Below are 18,790 nucleotides of genomic sequence, written 5' to 3'. Positions count from 1 at the left end.
TCTTTTCCAAAAGTGACCCGCTGTAAGAGCGGAACCCTAGGTGGCCGTTACCTAAATAACGGATATGTACACCGACACACCGACACACCGCCATCGCAGGCAAGCCAACTCCCACACAAGTCAGCTCCCACAGGAAGTAGCTATATGCTCAAAGGCCCTTCAGCTCCTTGAGGTGCTTATAGACCGTCGCCCGCCCCATCCCCAACACATTGGCCACATAGTTCGAAGCACTCTTGCCCTTGAACGCACCCTCGGCATGCAACGCCAACACCAGCTCGCGTTTATGATCCCGAGTCAGCAGGTTCAAGCTCAACTGCCGCTCCCGCATCCACGCATGCAAAAACGTGTTGATCCGCTCCTGCCAGTCATCGCGAAACAACGAGTCCGGTTGCGGGATCAGTTTGCTCGGCGAGAGGAACAAATCCAGCGCCGCCTTGGCGTTTTCAAACAGCGAAATATTCAGGTTGATGCACAACACCGCCAGGCGACGGCCCTTGTGGTCGTGCAGCACCGTGCTCAGGCTGCGAATCTTCTGGCCGTCCCAGTTGAGCTTTTCATACGGGCCGATATTTACGTCACTGACGTCATCACTGAGCATGTCCTCCAGCGCCGAGTCGTCGCCAATCGCCCGTTTCGACAGGTTGTTGGCGATGTAATCGACTTTTTGCGAGCGCAAATCGTGCAGCACCGCTTCGGCGTGGGGAAAGAACAACGTGGCGATGGCGTCGGCCATCGCACGAAAGTTCTGCATGATCTGTTCTTGTTCAGCGCTGTTCATCAATGGGGCTCCAGGCGGGCGGGGGAGAGCATACCAGCGTCGAGGCCGAACCGCGCCAGTGGCTCCGGCAAGGGCGCGCCGCGTACCAGTGCCGCACTGGCCTGGCCCATGGCCGGCGACGTCTGGATGCCGTAGCCGCCTTGCGCCGCGACCCAGAACAGGCCGGGCACCTGAGGATCGTAGCCGGACAGCAAATCACCATCCGGGACAAAACTGCGCAGCCCAGCCCAGGTGCGGGTTGGGCGGCGGATGGTCAGGGTGGTGGCTTCTTCGATCTGGTAGATGCCCATCGCGATGTCCAGTTCTTCGGGCTGGATATCCTGGGGCTCCACCGGGTCGGCGTTGGCCGGCGAGCCGAGGAACATGCCGGCGTCGGGCTTCATGTAGAAGGATTCGTCCAGCGCCACCAGCATCGGCCAGTGGTGACTGTCGACGCCTTCGGGGCCGGCGAAGATAAAGGCCGAGCGGCGCTTGGGTTGCAGGCCGATGGGCGTGGCGCCGGCCATTGCGCCGATGTGGTCGGCCCAGGCGCCAGCGGCGTTGATAAGGGTGGGGGCGGTGTAGGTTTTTTCGCCAGCCTGTACCTGCCAAACGCCTGCGGCATCACGGCTTAAACCCTGCACGGCGTGATCGGTCAGCACCTCGCCACCGTTGCGGCGGATGCCACGCAGATAGCCTTGGTGCAGCGCGTCGGTGTCGATATCGCTGGCGGTCGGGTCATACAGTGCGCCATGGACTTTTTCGCGGCGCAGGATCGGCAGCCTGGCGCAGGCTTCGTCGGCGCTGAGCAGTTCAACCTGCGACACGGTGGCCTTGGCGCTCAGGTATTGCGCGTTCAACTCGGCGGCATCGCCGATAAAGTCCACGGTCATTTCGCCCCGTGGCGTGAGCAATGGATGCTCGCAGAACCCGGCTGGCGGATTGTCGAAAAACTCCCGGCTGGCCAGGGTCAGCGCGCGCACCTGCGGGGTGCCATAGGCGGCGGTGTACAGCGCCGCTGAACGCCCGGTGGAGTGATAACCCGGGTGGCTTTCGCGCTCCAGCACCAGCACCTTGCCGTGCTGCGACAACCAGAAACCGGTGGACGCGCCAGCAATGCCGCCGCCGATGATGATGAAGTCTGCGTGGCTCATAGGTGTCTCCAGAGGGCATTGGCCAGGGCGATGTCTTCCAGGCCCAGGCCGATGGAACGGAAGAATACATGACGGTCGTAGGACGGGCGTTGTACGTGTTCGCTGAGCAATTCGGGGAGGTCGCCGACAATGTGGCGTTTGTCCCAGCCGTGTTGTTCCGTGGCGATCAGCATCTCGCCCGCCGAGCCTGGGGTGGTCTGGCGATAGTCGCAGAAAACCTGCATGGCATTGAGCGACTGCGGCGGCACTTCATGGGCGCGCGGGGCGTTGGTGCTGATGGAGGTGATCAGTGCCGGTTTGCTCAAGCGGGCAGGATCGATCACCGGGCCGGCCGATGAGGTGCACAGCAGGATCACGTCGGCGGCGTCCAGCGCAGCATCGCTGCTCGGCGCAATGCTCAATCGTGGGTCGAGGCTTTTGAGGTGTGCGATGGCTGTGTCATCGGCACTGGCCAGGCTAGGTGAAAACAGGCTGATGCTTTGCCAGTCCCGGAGGTTTTTCACGTAGTGCAGATGGGCCTGGGCCACCTTGCCACTGCCGATAATCGCCAGGCGCCGCGCGGATAACGGCGCCAATGCGTCCACCGCCAGCGCCGTCGTCGCGGCAGTGCGTGCGGTGGTCAGCTCGGCGGCATCGCACAACAGCAGCGGCTGACCGGTGTGCATCGACATCAACAGCGTCCAGGCCGTCACCAGTGGTCCTTGTTCACGCACGATATACGGCGAGGTCTTGACCCCATAAACACCGTCCTCAGCCAGCACGCCCAAGTAGTTGATAAAGTCGCCGGCACCCTGTGGGAATTCCACCAGTTGCTGTGCCGGTTGCACCGCCTGCCCGGCGGCCAGGTCGCGGAACAGCTTGCGCAGGATGTCGGGCACATCGATTTGGGCGAGCAGTTCGCGAGCCTGGATTTGGTTGATCACTTGAGGCGTGCTGGGCATGGGAATCTCCGTGACTGAACTTATTTGTCCATTATGGACTTTTAGTCCTGATGGGCAAGAGGCAAACCTCATCCCACGAAGCGAAATCCGCCCGACAGTTTTTCCTTCAAATAACCCACCAACACACTCACCGACTTCGGCACATGGGGCGAATACGGCCGGATCAAGTAGATCTCATCGGCAAACGCGCCCTTGAGTGTCCAGTCCTTGAGCACCTGCACCAATTTGCCGCTGGCCAGCGCGGCGTGGGCGCTGAAATCCGGGAGCAGGGCGATGCCCAGGTGGTTGAGGGCGGAATCGCGCAGGGCTTCGCTGTTGTTGGTGGCGAAACTGCCGGAGATGGGCACGGTGAGGCGCTCAACGTTTTTGCTGCCGCGTTCGAAGGTCCAGGCGGGCTGGTCGGTGCCGCGTGGGTAGAACAGGCAGTTATGCGTGGACAAATCGCCGGGCTCACGCGGTTCACCGTGGCGTTGCAGGTAGTCCTGAGTCGCGACCAGTACTGAGCCGGTATCACACAACTTCCACGCCACATGGGTTTCCGGCACCTGGAAACCATGGCGTACGGCCAGGTCGTAGCCTTCGGCCGCCAGTGAACTCAAGGCGTCCGACACATCCAGTTGGATGCGCACCTGCGGGTACAGCTGCAAAAATTCCGACAGATGCGGCACCAACTGCTGACGGGCGAATGCCACCGGTGCGGTCAGACGTACCAATCCACGGATTTCTCCGACCGAGTCGCGTACCGACGAGAAGCTGCGGGCGATTTGCGCGTAGGCGCTGCGCACTTCGCGGGTCAGCGACAAGCCGGCATCGGTCAGGCGCACGCTGCGTGTCGTGCGGGTGACGAGGCTTGTACCGGTGGCCTTTTCCAGGTCGGAAATGCGCTGGCTCACGGCCGACTTGCTCACCCCCAGACGCGCGGCGGCGGCGGTGTAGGTGCCGTGCTCTTCCAGTACCGACAGCCAGTGGATATGGGTCCAGAGCCCTTCGATCTCAGCTTTTTCCATGATTTGATTGTTCGCGCGGGTGGACAATAAGTTCAGGATTCTGCTCTGGTTTGGAACAAAGCGAAAGCCTATCGTGTGTCCAACGCTTATCCACCTGGGATCGACTGCCATGACAACTACAATCGAGCACTACATCAACGACCAGCGCGTGTCCCGCGATGACCGTTATCAGGACGTCTTCAACCCGGCCACCGGCGAAAAGACCGGCCGCGTCGCCCTGGCCAGCCGCCAGACCGTGGCCGAAGCCGTCGCCGCTGCCCAGGCCGCTTTTGACGGCTGGGCCGACACCCCGCCGATTCGCCGCGCGCGGGTGTTGTTCGAATACCTGCACCTGCTGCGTGCGCGCAAAGACGACCTCGCGCGCATTATCGTTGCCGAGCATGGCAAGGTGTTTACCGATGCCCAGGGCGAAGTGGACCGTGGCATCGACATTCTCGAATTCGCCTGCGGCATTCCCAACCTGCTTAAAGGTGAGTACTCCGACCAGGTGTCCCGGGGCATGGACAACTGGACCATGCGCCAGCCGCTGGGCGTTGTCGCGGGCGTGACGCCGTTCAACTTCCCGGTGATGGTACCGATGTGGATGTACCCGATCGCCATCGCGGCGGGCAACACCTTCATTCTCAAGCCAAGCCCGACCGATCCAAGCGCCTCGTTGTTCATGGCCGAACTGCTGCGTGAAGCCGGCCTGCCCAAAGGCGTGTTCAACGTGGTGCAGGGTGACAAGGAATCGGTGGATGCGCTGATCGAACACCCGGACGTCAAGGCCGTGAGCTTTGTCGGTTCTACGCCGATTGCCCAATACATCTACGAAACCGGCGCCCGCCACGGCAAGCGCGTGCAAGGCCTGGGCGGGGCGAAAAACCACATGGTGGTGATGCCCGACGCCGATATTGAAAAAACCGTGGATGCGCTGATGGGCGCCGCCTACGGCAGTGCCGGCGAACGCTGCATGGCCATCTCCGTGGCGGTATTGGTGGGGGATGTGGGTGACAAAGTCATCGCTGCCCTGACCGAACGCGCCAAGCAACTGCGCATCACCGACGGCCGCGATTTGAAAGCCGAGATGGGCCCGATCGTGTCCCGCGCAGCCCTGGAACGCATCAGCGGTTATATCGAACAAGGCGTGCAGGCCGGTGCCCAACTGCTGCTGGACGGGCGTGACTACGTGCCGACCGAGGCCGGCCTGGAAAATGGCTTCTGGCTGGGCGCGACGCTGTTCGACCACGTGACCCAGGAAATGAGCATCTACCGCGAAGAAATCTTCGGCCCGGTGCTGGCCTGCGTGCGCGTCAGCGATTTCGGCGAAGCGGTGAAACTGGTCAACGACCACGAGTTCGGCAACGGCGTCAGCTGCTTCACCCGCGACGGCAACATCGCCCGCGAGTTCGCGCGGCGTATCCAGGTGGGCATGGTCGGCATCAACGTGCCGATTCCGGTGCCGATGGCGTGGCATGGTTTTGGTGGGTGGAAGAAAAGCCTGTTTGGCGACATGCATGCCTACGGCACTGAGGGTGTGCGGTTCTACACCAAGCAGAAGTCGATCATGCAGCGCTGGTCGGAGAGCATCGAGCAAGGCGCCGAATTCGCCATGCCGGTCTCCAAATAACCCCAGGTTGTAGAAGATCCAATGTGGGAGCGGGCTTGCTCGCGAATACGGTGTGTCAGTCGAAATATTGGTGACTGACAGTCCGCATTCGCGAGCAAGCCCGCTCCCACATTTTTTGCGCTTCTCCAGAACATGCCCCTGCGCCAGGCGCGCGGCGCTTGCCCTACTTGAAGGAACTTGGCACGCTCACCCGGCGAGCGAACACCGTCAAATCAATCAATAGGGAAATGCCACGTTGAGCTGGGTAAAATTCGGAGTATTGCTGGCCTTGCCGGGGGCACTGCTGTCAGTCCTGACCATTTATATGGTGCTAAAGGACGACAACAGACTCGAAGCCGATCTTTCCTACCAATACGACAGTGCGCCACGTCTATTCACCGAGCGCTTGGATACGGTTAAGGAACACCTCGATTACACGCGCCTGTACGACGACATCAAGCAGGCCGGCAACGGTGCCCTCAGCCACGAACAGATCAACAAGATCGTTGACCTGAGCCAGGCGCCCTATCGGGCCTTGTTCGACGCTCCGTTCGAAAGGGGACCTGACCACTACCCCGTCAGGCTGTTGATCACCCTCAGGAACACCGGCAGCAAGGTGATCAAGGAAGTGCACATCAAGCTACCTGAGAAAGGCGTCGTTCAGATCCGGGACGAATCACGTATCGATACCCTCAAACCGGATTTGCTGAGCAGCGTGGAGATTCCGGCGATTGTGCAAAACGGCGTCTACAGGGTCTGGGTTTATTTCCAGGGTGATCTGAAAACGCTCATGGAGAAAGACGTACACATCGGCTACAGCGATGGCGTGGCACAGGTTCGAGTCTCTGAGGATGTCATTGGCCTCGACGCGCATATGGCCCGATACGGCGTTTTCTGGTTGGCCGTCCTGACGCTGGTTTACTTGTTGGTCGCCCTCTACATGCTGATTTCGGCTTATAAAGAAGATGAAACCAGCCCTGCGTCACGATAACTGACTTCCCCGCCCACTGGAGAATGCGTTGAAAGCAATCATGGGTATCGCTTTGCTGGGCTCGTTGCTGGTCGGCTGTGCGCCGTCCTACTCGGTATGGACGAGCGGTATGAATGCGTTCGTCGGCACGCGCTTCGATGCCCACCTCTATGACGATTGCAGCCGCGGCTGTGGCGACTCCTATTGGTCCCCGGTCAACAAGAACAAGGTCTATGACCAGGTGGTGAAGGAGGGCGACAGCCAGCGCTACTTCGTGACCTGGATCCGCGACTGTCGATACTCCGTGCTCGTCTCGGGTGAGGGCATTATCCAGTCGTGGCGCTATGAGAATGAAGACCGTAGCAGTTGTTATGTTTTTTGATCGTTCCCCAAATAACCAAAGCCTGTACGCGATCAGAATGTGGGAGCGGGCTTGCTCGCGAATGCGGTCTGTCAGTCACCTCTATATCCACTGATACACCGCATTCGCGAGCAAGCCCGCTCCCACATTTTTTAACCGAGTTTCAGGCAGTGTCGAGCAGGGCGTCTTCGAAGCCCAGGTCAACCGCTAACCGATCAGTCTTACGACCCGCCTGGCAATCAGCACACCCACCACCGGCGCCAGCGCAAACACCCCGAACAACCACACCGCAGCGCTTGCCGTGCCTTCGACCCCACCGGGGTCAGTGAGCCCCGCGATGTTCGCGACCATGCCCGCCAGTGCCGCACCAAACGCGGTGGCGAACAGTTGCACGGTGGTAATGGACGCCGAGGCCAGGTCCTGTTCGCCGGCGGGTGCCACTTGGAATACCCGGGTCAACAAGTGCGGCCATGCCAGGCCCACCCCCAGGCCGATCAGGACAAGGGCCACGCAGATCGGCACAAGCGTCTGCGCATCGCCAGGGCTTTCGCAAGGCATGAGCAGCGCCAGCGCCAGCATGCCCACCACACCCAGGATCGGTCCGGCGAGGATCGCCCGGCGAACATTCGCGCCGGTGATGCCTGCGCTGGCGATTGACCCCAGCGTCCAGCCGGCCGCCATCAGTGCGGCGAGATAACCGGCCAGCAGTGGTGACTGGTGGTGCAGGACTTGAAGGAACAGCGGTACAAAGATTTCGCCACTGGTGACCGCGACCGCCAACAACGCCATGGTGGCGTACAGCGCGCCAAGCGCAGTGGTCAGCCGAAAGGCGCCAGCGGGCAACAGTCGATGGCGGGCGCGGCTTTCCGTGCTGATCAGCAGCCCAGTGAACAGGGCGGCCGCTGCGAGCCCCAGCAGGTTCAGGGGTAGGGTGGCAGAGACACTGCCGGCCGACACCGAAAGCACCGCCGCCGTCAGCCACCACAACTGCGTGATCGGCAACGGTGTGGGCTCAACGCGGTCTGTGCTGCGCCCAGGCAGTACTGCGGCGGCGAGTACGGCGAACAACCCGGCCACTGGGATCAAGGACCAGAACGCCGCCCGCCAGAGGCCCAGTTCGGCAAACACGCCGCCCACCGCTGGCCCGACCAGCGTTGCGACACCCCACATCCCGGAGACCAGCGCCATCGCCCGTGGCCACAAGTGTTCATCGAACACCAGCCGAATCATCGCGTAGGACAGTGCGAACAAGAACCCACCGCCCAGGCCCTGCACCAGCCGTCCGACCAGCATCACCGGCATGGAGGGCGCAAACGCGCAGGCCAACGCGCCGCCGGCGAATACCAGGCTGGCGACGAGGTAAGCCCCACGCGGCCCCACGCGGCCAAGCAAGCGCGCAGACAACGCCGAGCCGAGGATCGAGGCGGCGACAAACAGCGTGGTGTTCCAGGCGTAATAGTCGATGCCGCCGATGTCCTCGACCACGGACGGCAGAATCGTCGTGGCGATGTAGACGTTGATCGCATGCAGCACCACGCCACCTGCCAGGGCCAGTGAGCGTACGCCGTTTGCACCGGACAGCAAGGCGGCCCAGTTGGAGGGAGAGGTTTGCGCTGTGTTCATGGAGACTCCATGTCAAAGGAATGAAGGCTTGCCAGGACAAGCCGACACTGTTTATAAGACCTCATGTATAGATGAGGTCAAGGCGCCCATGGCAGCGAAAATCGATGTGCACATCCCTCTCGGGGTCGGCGAAGTGGCGCGGCGTAGCGGAGTGACCGTGGCCACGGTGCATTTTTACGAAGCCAAGGGTTTGATCCACGGCCAACGCAGCCCAGGCAATCAGCGGCGCTACCACCGTGACGTGCTGCGCCGCATTGCGGTGATCAAGGTGGCGCAGCGCGCGGGGATTCCATTGGCAACCATCAAGGCGGCACTGGAGGAACTGCCATCGGGGCGACCGCTGACGGCCAAGGACTGGACGCAGCTCTCGACGCGTTGGCGAGACATGTTGAATGAGCGAATCAACAGCCTCACGCAACTGCGCGACCAGCTCGACGGGTGCATCGGCTGCGGGTGCCTGTCCCTGGCCGACTGCCCGCTGCGCAATCCGGGGGATCGGTTGGGGCAGGAGGGAGACGGGGCGGTATTATTGGGGCAATAAAACCCTCAGCGTCTGCCGGTGCGCGTACTCACATCCACCCACACCGCCAACACCAGAATGCTGCCCTTGACGATCATCTGCCAGTAGCTGTCCACATCCAGCATCGACATGCCATTGTCCAGGCTGGTAATCACCAACGCCCCCAGCAACGCGCCGTACACCGTGCCCGAGCCGCCGCGCATGGAGGTGCCGCCGATAAAACACGCGGCGATGGCATCCAGTTCGCCCATGTTCCCCGCAGACGGCGAACCCGCCGCCAGGCGCGCCGTGTTGACCAGCCCCGCCAGCGCGCACATCACCCCCATGATGCCGAAGATCCACAACTTCACCGCCTGCACGTTGATACCCGACAGCCGCGTGGCTTCCATATTGCTGCCCACCGCATACACGCGGCGGCCAAACACGGTCTGGCTGGTGACGTAGCTGAATACGCCGAGCAGCACGAGCAGCAACAGCACCGGTACGGGAATGCCGTCGTAGCTGTTGAGGGTGGTGACGAACCCGGCGAGCACGGCGCCGATCACCGCCACGCGCAGCAGATCCCGCGCCAGCGAGTGCGCTGCCAGACCGTGCAATGCGCGATTGCGTCGTTGTTTCCAGGTCAAAAAGAGCGTCAGCGCAAACAACAAGACGCCCAGCCCAATGCCCACCGAATGCGGCAAATAACCCTGGCCCACATACACCAGCGACGGCGACACCGGCGCAATGGTCGTGCCCCCGGTAATCCCCAGCAGAATCCCGCGAAACGCCAGCATCCCGCCCAAACCGACGATAAACGACGGGATGCGCAGATAGGCCGTCATATACCCATTGGCCAAGCCGATCATCAGCCCACACAACGCCACCAGGCTCAGGTTGGCCAACAACGGCACGTGATACACCACATCCAGGATCGCCGCCAAGCCGCCGAGTAACCCGAGCAATGAGCCCACCGACAAGTCGATCTCGCCGCTGATAATCACCAGCACCATGCCGCACGCCAGAATCCCGGTGATCGACATCTGCCGCAGCAGGTTGGACAGGTTGCGCGGCGTGAGGAACCCGCCTTCGGTCTGCCAACTGAAAAACACCCAGATCACCGCCACGGCAATCACCAGGGCGAGCATTTTGTAGCGGCTGAACAGTTGTTTGACCTGATTCATCTACGCGGTCTTCCGATCATTATTATTGTTGTTATGGCTGAGCGCGGCGGCAAGCACCTGTTCCTGGGTGAGCCCGTCGTTGATGAAGTCGCCGCGCAGCTGGCCTTCGCCGATCACCAGCACACGGTCCGACACCCCCAGCACCTCGGCCAGCTCCGACGAGACCATGATGATCGCCACGCCTGCGGCCGCCAGCGCGCCCATCAGCTTGTAGATCTCATACTTGGCGCCCACGTCCACGCCGCGCGTGGGCTCATCGAGGATCAGCACCCGCGGCTTGGCCATCAGCATTTTCGCCAGCACGGCCTTTTGCTGGTTGCCACCGGACAGGCTGGTGATCGGCAGGAACGGGCTGGAAGTCTTCAGGTGCATGCGCGCGATCTGCTGGTCGATGCTGCCCAGTTCGGCTTCGGCATCGATGCGCGTCAGGTGGGCGTAGGTGTCGAGCACCGCCAGGGTGATGTTCTGGCCCACGCCAAAGTCGGGGATGATGCCTTGGCGCTTGCGGTCTTCGGGGACCATGCACAGCCCGGCGCGGATCGCCTTGAGTGGCGTGCGCGTGTCGATCACCGCGCCGTCCAGCCACACCTCGGCGCTGTAGCGGCCGGGGTAGGCGCCGAACAACGCCGACACCAGTTCCGTGCGCCCGGCGCCCACCAGCCCGGCGATGCCGAGGATTTCCCCGCGCTTGAGGGCAAAGGAAATGTCGTCGACGCGCTTGCGCTTGGGGTTGTCCACGTCATAACAGGTGACGTTGCGCGCCTCGAAAATCACCTCGCCGATGGCGTGGGGCTCGGTGGGGTAGAGGTTGCTCATCTCGCGGCCGACCATCTGCGTGATGATCTGCGCAATGTCCATGTCGGCCATGGCCGTGGTCGCGATGTGCTTGCCGTCGCGGATCACCGCGATGGTGTCGCACACCGCCGCCACTTCATCGAGCTTGTGGGAGATGTACACGCAAGCTACGCCCTTGGCCTTGAGGCTGCGGATGATGTCCAGCAGCACCTCGATTTCCGAGCGGGTCAGGGCCGAGGAGGGCTCGTCGAGGATCAACAGGCGCGCCTGCTTGTTGAGGGCCTTGGCGATTTCCACCAGTTGCTGGTAACCGCCGCCGTACTGCGACACCGGCAGCGCGACGTTGATGTCCGGCACCTTGAGTTCACGCATCAAGGCTTCGGCGCGGTGGAACATTGCCGGGTAGTTCATGCGTCCACCCGGCAAGGTCAGCTCGTGGCCCATGAAGATGTTTTCCGCCACCGAGAGGTCGGGCACCAGGGTCAGTTCCTGGTGGATGATCACAATGCCTGCCGCCTCGGTTTCGCTGATGGATTGGGCTCTGAGCGGTTGCCCGTCCCAGAGGATTTCACCGTCCCAGGTGCCGTGGGGATACACCGCCGACAGCACCTTCATCAAGGTGGATTTGCCGGCGCCGTTCTCGCCGCACAGGCCGATGCATTCCCCCGGCCGCACCTTGAGGTCGATGCCGTTGAGGGCGTTGACACCGCCAAAGGTTTTGACGATGCCGTTCATTTGCAGCAGGTAGTCGGCCATGGCGGTCATTGCCCGGCGATCTGCTCTTTGGTGTAGAAGCCGTCCTTTTCCAGCAGGTCGATATTGGCCTTGGTCAGTGGGGTGGGGGTGAGCAGGATGGTGTCGACTTTCTTGCTGCCGTTGTCGTACTGCGAGCTGTAGGCCGGTTTCTCACTGCGCGCCAGTTGCACCGAGAGCTTGGCCGCTTCGCTGGCGATCAGCTTGAGCGGCTTGTAGACGGTCATGGTCTGGGTGCCGTCGATCACGCGCTTGATCGCGGCGAGGTCGGCGTCCTGGCCAGAGATCGGCACCTTGCCCGCCAGTTGCTGCGCGGCCAGGGCCTGAATCGCGCCGCCAGCGGTGGCGTCGTTGGAGGCGACGATGGCGTCGATCTTGTTGTCGTTACGGGTCAGGGCGTTCTCCACGATGCTCAGGGCTTCGGTGGGGTTCCATTCCTTGACCCATTGCTGGCCCACCACCTTGATATCGCCCTTGTCGATGGCCGGTTGCAGCACTTTCATCTGGCCTTCGCGCAGCACCTTGGCGTTGTTGTCGGTGGGCGCGCCGCCGAGCAGGAAGTAATTGCCCTTTGGCGCCGCTTGCAACACGCCGCTGGCCTGCATCTCGCCGACTTTTTCGTTATCGAAGGAGATATAGGCGTCGATGTCGGCGTTGAGGATCAGGCGGTCATAGGACACCACCTTGATCCCGGCCTTCTTCGCTTCGGCGACGGCGTTGGTCAACACGGTGGCGTTGAACGGCACGATGACGATCACATCGACGCCACGGGAGATGAGGTTTTCGATCTGCGAGATCTGCTTTTGCTCGTTGGCATCGGCCGATTGCACGAAGACCTTGGCGTTGAGTTTTTCGGCGGCGGCGACGAAGTAATCGCGGTCGCGGGACCAGCGTTCCAGGCGCAGATCATCGATGGAAAAGCCGATCTTCGGGTGCGCCGGGTCAGCCATCACCGGCAGGGCGAACAGGGCCAGGGCAGTGGCGATCAGTGTGCGTTTCATGGTTTGTGCGTCCTTTTATTGTTGTTGGAAGACTCAAAACAAACAAAGAGCTGGCTTTTTGTGGCGCCCTCTACCGGTAGATAAACCGGTTCACTATCCCTTCGAGCATCTCCTGCCTGCCGCTTACGGCTTGGGGATTGAGCTCATGGGCAAACGCATGCAGGGCCAGCGACTCCAGGCTGAACTCACCGGCCAACACGGCCTGGCCCAATGGCTGCTGCCAACCGGCATACCGCTGGTCCTTGAACTGCTGCAAACGATCGTTCTGCACCATCGCCGCCGCGCGTTCCAGGGCCAGCGCCAGGACATCCATGGCCGCCACATGCCCGTGGAACAGGTCCACTTCATCCAGGCTCTGGCGGCGCACCTTGGAGTCAAAGTTATAGCCGCCATTCTTGAACCCGCCAGCCTTGAGGATTTCATAGGTGGCCAGGGTCATCTCTTCGACGCTGTTGGGGAACTGATCCGTGTCCCAGCCGTTCTGCGGGTCGCCCCGGTTGGCGTCGATACTGCCGAAGATCCCCAGGGACACCGCCGTGGCGATCTCGTGGTGAAAACTATGCCCGGCCAACGTCGCATGGTTGGCCTCGATATTCACCTTGATCTCCTGCTCCAGCCCGTACTCATGCAGGAAGCCGAACACCGTGGCGCTGTCGTAATCGTATTGGTGCTTGGTCGGCTCCTGGGGCTTGGGTTCGATCAGCAGGTCACCCTTGAAGCCGATCTTGTGCTTGTGTTCCACCACCATGCGCATAAAGCGCCCGAGCTGTTCGCGCTCACGCTTGAGGTCGGTGTTGAGCAGGGTTTCGTAGCCTTCGCGACCGCCCCACAGCACATAGTTGGCGCCCTTGAGCCGCAGCGTCGCATTCATCGCGCTGTACACCTGAGCGGCGGCGACGGCGAACACTTCCGGGTCTGGGTTGCTGGCGGCGCCGGCGGCAAAGCGCGGGTTGCTGAAGCAATTGGCGGTGCCCCACAGCAGCTGGATGCCGGTCTGCTCCTGATGGCGTTCGAGGTGATCGACCATCTGCGCGAAGTGGTTGCGGTACTCCTTCAAGGAACTGCCTTCGGGGGCGACATCGGTGTCGTGGAAGCTGTAGTAGTCGATGCCCAGCTTGGCGAAGAACTCAAACGCCGCCTCGGCCTTGCCGATGGCCAGTTCCATCGGGTCGCCGCTGCGCTGCCACGGGCGCTGGAAGGTGCCGACACCAAACATGTCCGCCCCTGGCCAGACAAAGGTGTGCCAATAACAGGCGGCCATGCGCAGGTGTTCGCGCATGGGTTTGCCGAGGATCAGCTTGTTTGCGTCGTAATGGCGAAAGGCGAGGGGACTGTCGCTGCTGGGGCCTTCGAAGCGGACCTTCTCGACACCGGGGAAGTACGGCATGGCGTTTTCCTTATTGTTCTTGGCGGTGTCTCGATACTAGCAACGGCGTTGGGCCTGGCGATTATGAAAATCACCAGCGGGTGGTGCGATTTTGCGTGGCGGGGGCTAGTCTGTGGCGACCGGCCCCAGGATAAAAACAATGAAAACCCTACCGCCCGTACACCGCATTGCCTTGCTGTTCAACGGCAGCAAGATCTACGACCGCGGCATCATCGCCGGCATCGGCAATTACCTGAGCAGCACCCGCGCGTCCTGGGACTTGTTCCTCGAAGAGGACTTCCTGTGCCGCCTCAAAGGCATCGAGCGCTGGCAGGGCGACGGCATCATTGCCGACTTCGATGACCCGCTGATCGGCGAGGCGTTGGCCGGGATCAAGGTGCCGGTGGTGGCGGTGGGCGGTTCCTACGCGGATGCGCGGGCCTATCCGCAGGGCATTCCCTATGTGGCCACCGATAACCATGCCTTGATGAAGCTGGCCTACGAGCACTTGATCGAAGCGGGGCTTACGCGCTTTGCCTGTTTCAGCCTGCCCGAAGCCCAGGCCAACCGCTGGGCCCAGGAGCGCGAGAAAGCCTTTCGCCGCCTGCTGCAACGCGATGGCTTGCACGTCGAGGTCTATCGCGGCCTTGGCACCAGCGCGCCACTGTGGGACAGCGCCGTCGAGCAACAGATCGCCTGGCTGCAAAGCCTGCCCAAACCCATCGGCATCATCGCCGTCACCGACGCCCGCGCCCGGCAGTTGCTGCAAGCCTGCCTCACCGCCGGCATTGCGGTGCCGGAAGAGGTGGCGTTGATCGGCATCGACAACGACCCGCTGACCCGCACCCTCACACGGGTGCCGCTGAGTTCGGTGATCCAGGGCACCGAGACCATGGGCCGCACCGCCGCCGCGCTGCTGCACCAGATGCTGCACGGCAAGCCGTGCGCGGGGGAGCAGATCCTGGTGCCGCCGGACGCGATCAACGTGCAAGCCTCCAGCCTGCATCAACCCTTGGGCGATCCCTATGTGATGCAGGCGTTGTTGTTTATCCGCCAGTACGCCTGCCAGGGCATCAAGACCGCCCAGGTGGCGGCGTACGTGGGCATCTCGCGCTCGTCCCTGGAGTCGCACTTTCGCCAGGTGCGCGGTTGCAGCGTGCATGACGAGATCCTGCGCTTCAAGCTCGCCGCAGCCGCCAAAGGCCTGGAGAACCGCGCGCTGGCGATTGCGGACATCGCGGCGGACTGCGGCTTCAAGTCGGCGCAGTACCTGCACACGGTGTTTCGGCGGGAGTTTGGTTGTACGCCAAGGGAGTATCGCCAGGGTTAAAAAAGTAGCCCCAGCAGGGCCGCTTTGACGGCTGCTTCGGCCTTGTTGCTGGCCTGCAGTTTGCGCATGGCGTTGACCAGATGAAACTTCACCGTGCGGATGTCGATGGTCAGGATCATGCCGATCTCGAAGTAGGTCTTGCCCAGTGCGGTCCAGCGCAAGGTTTCTTTTTCGCGCAGGGTCAGGGGCTGACTGGTTTCAGGCAGGTACTTGTCAGAGAAAAAGCCTGTCATGGACTCGTGCGCCAACTGCGTCAGCCAGATCAACTTGTTTTCGACGCTTTCCAGTTCCAGTGCAGAAATGTACTCACTGGAGCGAGACACCGAGAGCAGACCAATCGCGTTAGGCCCCCGTTGTGAAGACAGGCACCAGCCGTGGTCCAGTTGGTAGTGCCGGGCTTCCTCCCAGAAGGCCAGTTGTTTGTGCTGTTGCGCGGCAGACCAATGCAGGGGGATGGAGCGTGTCAGGCCATGCTCGACGGTTGGGTCTTGGGAAAAATAGTTCTCGCTGACGTATTTGTTTTCCCAGGAGGTCGGATAGTTCGACAGCAACACAAAGTGGGGTGCATTTAACGGCAACGGAATTCTTAATCCGTAAGAGCAGAATTCGAAGCCCAAGCGGGACGTTATTGTCTTAATTTTATTGAACAGTTCATGTTCGGTCGTGCAGCCCGAAACTGCCTCGACTAACGTTTCGCGCCAGTCATTCACCAGGGATACCTTCCGTGCTCAACGCCCGTCATTGCAGGGCGGAGCCGAATTATACAGGCTGTTCCGGGCGGCGGACGCATAGCGTCTGGATTTAGTCCACCTGCCCATTCGGGCAGCTACTCACTCCCTCGACGGTTTGCTGTACTCGGCTGATTATATTGGCTGGGTCGTTGGCATGCTTACGGCAGTAACGGGGACAGGCGGTGAACTATTGCCGGGCATGGCAAGTGCCTTGGCAAAGTATCGGTATGAGGTCTTTGTCAAAACCCTGGGCTGGCCTTTGCCGTGCGAAGAGGGGCTTGAGCTGGATGCGTTTGATCGCCCGGATACCGTCTATGTACTGGCCTGCGACCGTGATCGCGAGATTTTCGGCTGCGCCCGGTTGCTGCCCACCAATGGCCCGTATCTGCTGGGCGAAGTGTTTCCGCACCTGATGGGGGAAAGCCCACCGCCGTTCTCTGCGGATATTTGGGAGTTGTCACGGTTCGCCATCAGCCAGCCCAAGGGGCAGGTGTTGAGCGCCGAGCAATCGTGGCAGAACACGGTGAAGCTGGTTCGCGAAGTGATTGATGTGGCGCGCTCCAAGGGCGCCTTTCGCCTGATTGCGTTCAGCGCGGTGGGCAACGAGCGCCTGCTCAAGCGGATGGGCGTCACAACGCGCCGTATCTCGGCGCCGCACCTCATCGACAACCAACGCATCGTGCCCTTCTGGATCGACATCGACGACACCACCACCCGCGCCTTGTGCCTGGCGGCCTGAAGCGGGTTATTTATGATTGCGTTGGCCAGAGGCTTGTTGGTACTGCTGTTGATCGTGTTGAGCTTTCCGTTTTTATGCCTCTACATGTTGATCAACCCCTCGAAGAACCGAAACCTGTACGTGGCCTGTCGAGTCTACGCGCTGATCAATCGCATCTGCGCGGTGCGTGTCGATGTGCACGGCTTTGACCGTGTGCCCACGACCCAGCCCTATATTTATGTGGCCAACCACCAATGCAACCATGACGTGCTGATCGTGGCGCAAGCGCTCAACCCCGGTACGGTGATTGTCGCCAAGCGATCACTCAAATGGTTGCCGCTGGTAGGGCAGTTGTACTGGTTGACCGGCAGCCTGTTCATCGATCGAAGTAGCCCAAGGGCGTCTATCGAGGGTTTGCGCAAGCTCGCCAGGCGGGTGGTGGCCGACAACACATCGTTGTGGATCTTCCCGGAAGGCACGCGCACCCATGGTGAAAAGATGCTCGCGTTCAAGAGCGGCGCCTTTCGGCTGGCCAAGGAGATGGGGGTGGGGATCGTCCCGGTGACGATCAGCCCAGCGGTCAACCATATCGCTTACAACGCATGGCGCAGGACTGATGTCAGCATCATCGCCCATCCGCCCATCGAGGCGGATGAGGTCGCGGCGATGAACGCCAAGCAACTGGCGAACTACGCACGCGAGATTATCAACAACGCGCTGCCGGTGGTCTAGAACGTCGCCTTGACCTGCAAGCCCAGCACCAGCGCGTTGTCGATATCGTCACCGGAAAACGCCCCCGGCTCGATGATGTATTGCACATCCGGGCGCAAGGTCAGCCAGGGCGTGGCCTGGTAGCCGTAGCTCAGTTCGATCAACTGCTCGGCGTTGTTCAGGTTGGGGTATTCGTTGCCGGCATTGAACGCCGCCAGTTCCTGCACATCGCGGCTGCGCGGGTTCGGCACCGCACGGCCGTAACCGAGGGCGACGGTGTCACGCGGGCGGCCTTCGAACGGTTTGTACAGCACCACGCCCGCGCCATACCACTTGGTGAACGGCGCGGCGGCGGTGCTGGCCGCCGAGTATTGGCCGAAGGCGTGCAGCACGCGGCCCGCGGATGAATCCGAAGCCCATACGGCTTGGTCGATCAGCAGGTAATGCCCGCTGCGCCCGCTGACGTCCTGGTTGCTGCCGATGCGTTTCACATCGGAGCTGTCGTAGTAATAGCCCAGCTTGTATTCACCCGGCAGGCGGCCCGCCTGTTTGTACACCAACTCGATGGGCACCACGGTGCCGGTGGTGTGCTTGGGGGTCAAATGCCAGGCACGGCTGGAATTGCCGTTGCTTTCCGGGTCGACGTTGAACGCCGCCACGCGTAATTGCCAGCTCGGCGAGAAGTCGTATTTGACCCGTGCACCGAGGCGCGCATTCGGGTAGTTGGTCCAGCCGCTGCCACCGGACATGTTCAGTGGGTGGCCGCAGAAACCGGCGTTCATGAAGTTGCACAGGATGCCGCTGTCGAGGCCGCCGAGGTCGTTGCCCATGGCCATGTAACCCAGCTTGACGTTCAGCGCCGGGGTGAACAGGGTGCGCTCGTAGCTCAGCTCGGTGAGACGGGTGTACAGGCCGCCGTAGTTTTCCTGGATCGGCAGGCGGTTGCCCACCAGGTCTTCGGAAGCGCTGTTGCCGCGACGGTCGTTGATGGTGAGCTGGATGCGGTCGCCATTGTTGAAGCCATACAACTTGCCGAGGTCGAACTGCACGCCAAGCTTGAGGTTCTGCGAGTAGCGCGCCGAGCGGTGCTGGCCGCCGTGGGCGTTGTAGGCGGTCTCGCCGCTGTAGTCGCCGGTGAAGCGGATACCGGTGTCTGCCAGTTCGCGGCGCAGGCCGCCCCAGTCGCCGGTCAGGGTGCTGTCATCGGCTTGCACGGGCAGGGCGGCGCTCAGGGCAACGCCCAGCAACAGGCGCCCGAAGGGGATGTGAGAAGTGGGGGTCATGCGGGTTCTTCCAGACAG

18 protein-coding genes are annotated in these 18,790 nt (G+C 61.7%); 7 read left to right on the top strand and 11 right to left on the bottom strand.

All coding sequences use genetic code 11. The annotated features are described in order from the left end of the window. Positions 1–148: 148 nt before the first annotated feature. The 4 genes from DBR46_RS26275 to DBR46_RS26260 form a co-directional block, all read right to left on the bottom strand. Complete coding sequence (locus DBR46_RS26275; protein ID WP_124528753.1) at positions 149–778, bottom strand: transcriptional regulator; 630 nt, start codon at positions 776–778, stop codon at positions 149–151. Then, positions 778–1,911, bottom strand: coding sequence for an FAD-binding oxidoreductase (locus DBR46_RS26270; RefSeq protein ID WP_124528751.1), 1,134 nt, complete (start codon positions 1,909–1,911; stop codon positions 778–780). The genes DBR46_RS26275 and DBR46_RS26270 overlap by 1 nt, the downstream gene beginning before the upstream one ends. Beyond that, positions 1,908–2,852, bottom strand: a complete 945-nt coding sequence (locus tag DBR46_RS26265; RefSeq protein ID WP_124528749.1) for an ornithine cyclodeaminase family protein — start codon at positions 2,850–2,852, stop codon at positions 1,908–1,910. Before DBR46_RS26265 ends, DBR46_RS26270 begins: the two co-directional genes overlap by 4 nt. A 68-nt stretch (positions 2,853–2,920) precedes the next feature. After that, on the bottom strand, positions 2,921–3,859 hold the full coding sequence (locus DBR46_RS26260; RefSeq protein WP_124528747.1) for a LysR family transcriptional regulator: 939 nt from the start codon (positions 3,857–3,859) through the stop codon (positions 2,921–2,923). Between the two features lie 109 nt (positions 3,860–3,968). Here DBR46_RS26260 and DBR46_RS26255 point away from each other — a divergent pair, with 109 nt between their 5' ends. The 3 genes from DBR46_RS26255 to DBR46_RS26245 all read left to right on the top strand — a co-directional run bounded on the left by DBR46_RS26255 (position 3,969) and on the right by DBR46_RS26245 (position 6,799). Next, a complete protein-coding gene (locus DBR46_RS26255) occupies positions 3,969–5,468 on the top strand; it encodes a CoA-acylating methylmalonate-semialdehyde dehydrogenase (RefSeq protein WP_124528745.1) in 1,500 nt (499 codons plus the stop codon). A gap of 235 nt (positions 5,469–5,703) precedes the next feature. After that, positions 5,704–6,438, top strand: a complete 735-nt coding sequence (locus DBR46_RS26250; RefSeq protein ID WP_124528743.1) for a hypothetical protein — start codon at positions 5,704–5,706, stop codon at positions 6,436–6,438. Positions 6,439–6,466: 28 nt separating this feature from the next. After that, complete coding sequence (locus DBR46_RS26245; protein ID WP_256659397.1) at positions 6,467–6,799, top strand: hypothetical protein; 333 nt, start codon at positions 6,467–6,469, stop codon at positions 6,797–6,799. 186 nt (positions 6,800–6,985) lie between these two features. Here the strand turns inward: DBR46_RS26245 and DBR46_RS26240 are convergent, their stop codons facing one another. Next, on the bottom strand, positions 6,986–8,401 hold the full coding sequence (locus DBR46_RS26240) for an MFS transporter (RefSeq protein WP_124528741.1): 1,416 nt from the start codon (positions 8,399–8,401) through the stop codon (positions 6,986–6,988). Between the two features lie 88 nt (positions 8,402–8,489). Between DBR46_RS26240 and soxR the strand changes: the two genes are divergently transcribed. Next, the gene (gene soxR / locus DBR46_RS26235; protein ID WP_124528739.1) at positions 8,490–8,942 is read left to right on the top strand and encodes a redox-sensitive transcriptional activator SoxR; all 453 of its coding nucleotides are present in this window, start codon (positions 8,490–8,492) and stop codon (positions 8,940–8,942) included. A 5-nt stretch (positions 8,943–8,947) separates the two neighbouring features. Here soxR and DBR46_RS26230 read toward each other — a convergent pair whose 3' ends face one another. The 4 genes from DBR46_RS26230 to xylA form a co-directional block, all read right to left on the bottom strand. Further along, complete coding sequence (locus DBR46_RS26230) at positions 8,948–10,084, bottom strand: sugar ABC transporter permease (RefSeq protein ID WP_124528737.1); 1,137 nt, start codon at positions 10,082–10,084, stop codon at positions 8,948–8,950. After that, complete coding sequence (gene xylG, locus DBR46_RS26225; protein ID WP_124528735.1) at positions 10,085–11,644, bottom strand: D-xylose ABC transporter ATP-binding protein; 1,560 nt, start codon at positions 11,642–11,644, stop codon at positions 10,085–10,087. Continuing rightward, positions 11,641–12,633 (bottom strand): D-xylose ABC transporter substrate-binding protein, encoded by a 993-nt coding sequence (xylF, locus tag DBR46_RS26220; protein ID WP_124528733.1) that lies wholly within the window; start codon positions 12,631–12,633, stop codon positions 11,641–11,643. The genes xylG and xylF overlap by 4 nt, the downstream gene beginning before the upstream one ends. 70 nt (positions 12,634–12,703) lie before the next feature. Further along, a complete protein-coding gene (gene xylA, locus DBR46_RS26215) occupies positions 12,704–14,020 on the bottom strand; it encodes a xylose isomerase (protein WP_124528731.1) in 1,317 nt (438 codons plus the stop codon). Positions 14,021–14,159: 139 nt separating this feature from the next. Between xylA and DBR46_RS26210 the strand changes: the two genes are divergently transcribed. Next, positions 14,160–15,329 carry a DNA-binding transcriptional regulator gene (locus DBR46_RS26210; RefSeq protein ID WP_124528729.1) on the top strand — a complete coding sequence of 390 codons (1,170 nt, stop codon included), beginning with the start codon at positions 14,160–14,162 and terminating at the stop codon, positions 15,327–15,329. On the opposite strand, the gene DBR46_RS26205 is transcribed toward DBR46_RS26210, so the two are convergent. Further along, positions 15,326–16,039: an autoinducer binding domain-containing protein gene (locus tag DBR46_RS26205; RefSeq protein ID WP_124528727.1), complete on the bottom strand. Its 714-nt coding sequence runs from the start codon at positions 16,037–16,039 to the stop codon at positions 15,326–15,328. The two genes, DBR46_RS26210 and DBR46_RS26205, sit on opposite strands and share 4 nt — an antisense overlap. Positions 16,040–16,214: 175 nt before the next feature. Between DBR46_RS26205 and DBR46_RS26200 the strand changes: the two genes are divergently transcribed. Continuing rightward, positions 16,215–16,799, top strand: a complete 585-nt coding sequence (locus DBR46_RS26200; protein ID WP_124528725.1) for an acyl-homoserine-lactone synthase — start codon at positions 16,215–16,217, stop codon at positions 16,797–16,799. Positions 16,800–16,811: 12 nt separating this feature from the next. Further along, entirely contained in the window at positions 16,812–17,510 is a 699-nt protein-coding gene (locus DBR46_RS26195) for a 1-acyl-sn-glycerol-3-phosphate acyltransferase (protein ID WP_124528723.1), read from the top strand. On the opposite strand, the gene DBR46_RS26190 is transcribed toward DBR46_RS26195, so the two are convergent. Beyond that, positions 17,507–18,772, bottom strand: coding sequence for a carbohydrate porin (locus DBR46_RS26190; RefSeq protein ID WP_124528721.1), 1,266 nt, complete (start codon positions 18,770–18,772; stop codon positions 17,507–17,509). The two genes, DBR46_RS26195 and DBR46_RS26190, sit on opposite strands and share 4 nt — an antisense overlap. Between the last annotated feature and the right edge of the window lie 18 nt (positions 18,773–18,790).

It is taken from the genome of Pseudomonas sp. KBW05 (genome assembly GCF_003852405.1).
Taxonomy (GTDB): Bacteria; Pseudomonadota; Gammaproteobacteria; order Pseudomonadales; family Pseudomonadaceae; genus Aquipseudomonas.
Note: the sequence above shows the minus strand (reverse complement) of the source record. Positions and strands in the feature narration are given on the sequence as shown.